This window comes from Candidatus Obscuribacterales bacterium (assembly GCA_036703605.1).
Classification (GTDB): domain Bacteria; phylum Cyanobacteriota; class Cyanobacteriia; order RECH01; family RECH01; genus RECH01.
Window position 1 is genome coordinate 1 of record DATNRH010000110.1, and the last position, 1,320, is coordinate 1,320.

The 1,320-nt window shown below is 54.2% G+C and carries 1 protein-coding gene; it reads right to left on the reverse strand.

Features of this window, described 5'->3' with window-relative positions:
- The coding region (locus V6D20_02255) for a hypothetical protein (protein ID HEY9814618.1) at positions 1–1,222 on the reverse strand (1,222 nt) is incomplete at its 3' end.
- Between the last annotated feature and the right edge of the window lie 98 nt (positions 1,223–1,320).

The following is a 1,320-nucleotide window of genomic DNA, read 5'->3' on the forward strand; positions in this document are numbered from 1 at the left end:
AGTCCAAGTCGTAGAGAGACCACCCTCCATTAATGGAATAGAAGCTGTCCTCATCTATCTCGAAGAGTACAGGGCAACCATAGATGGGGTCAAATATGCAGGGCAAGGCGGGCTCATTCAGAGTGGCGGGAAGGCTGAGGAATTCAGGCTCGTCATTGACGTTTTTGACCTCAAACTTGATGATTTGCTCGGAGATAAGGGGATTAAAGACGCGACCAATATTGCCATTGTCGTTGATCTCAATGTTGTATCCAGCGGTTCCATGGCCGTGGGTTTCGGGAACGTATCGAACCTGAGCCAAAATCGCGTTCAGCTCGTCGATCGTTCCACTAACGTTGAAGCCGTCCCCAGTGTCCACATATGTGGTGCAATTCACACCCGGAACTGGAGGGCTCTCAAAGCCAAGGTCGCCTCTCAACGTGAAGAAGGGCGCAAAGGCAAACCACTTGTTAGTGGCGGGATAGGTCTGATAGGGCGCAGGATAGAGCGCAACGGAGTACTGCTCAGGGCCCGCTGTTCCGGCCAGGTCAATGTCGCTAAAGGAAATAGGCAGTGGGTCATTGGCGTAGCACACCTCGTCCTCGAGGCAATCCAGCGAGAGTGGGGATGTGATGACGGCCGGGTCGTTGACAGGGAAGAACTCCACTGTCATATTCACCGTGGTGTTAGCACGATTGGGGTTCTCGGGATCCGTAGAGAAACCAATGATTGTGAAGGTAATGTTGCCATTGAAGTGGGCAGGAGGGATGATGAACACATCACGGAGGAGATACTGCTGCCAGTACGGGAAGCGCTCAGGCTCATGAAGGGTATTGGCATCGGCAACACTGCCAAAGGGTGGCACCGCCCGTTTTTTGTTGCCAAGGGCATTCTGGAACTCAAGCTGCACATCCCAGGAGTCAGTGGCCTCGTCGAAGGCAGCCGGGAACACACGAAATCGCGAGTCGAGGTTGGTGACCTGCATCTCGAGAATTTCCTTGGGTTGGGTGGCCTCTAATTCCAGCATATCAAGCCTGAGACGCTCGTCCTCCGGGCCTGAGTGGAAAGGAGCGGTAATGTTGGGCGGGGAGGCTACACAACGAATGTTGATACGCACATCAGAGACGTTGACAGGGCTGTTCGTATTCATCTCTACCCTGATGAGGTCCTCTCCGCAGCGCCCACCGCTGTAGTAGACCACGTCAGCTAGGGCAGCAGTAATGTCAGCATCACTGCCGTCCAAGCGAAGGGCCTGCACATCATAGTCTGGCCCAGCTACGATTGAGGTGATCAGGGTGGCAGGACTCGCGCCCGCACCAACGTAAGAAATGTTTCCATACT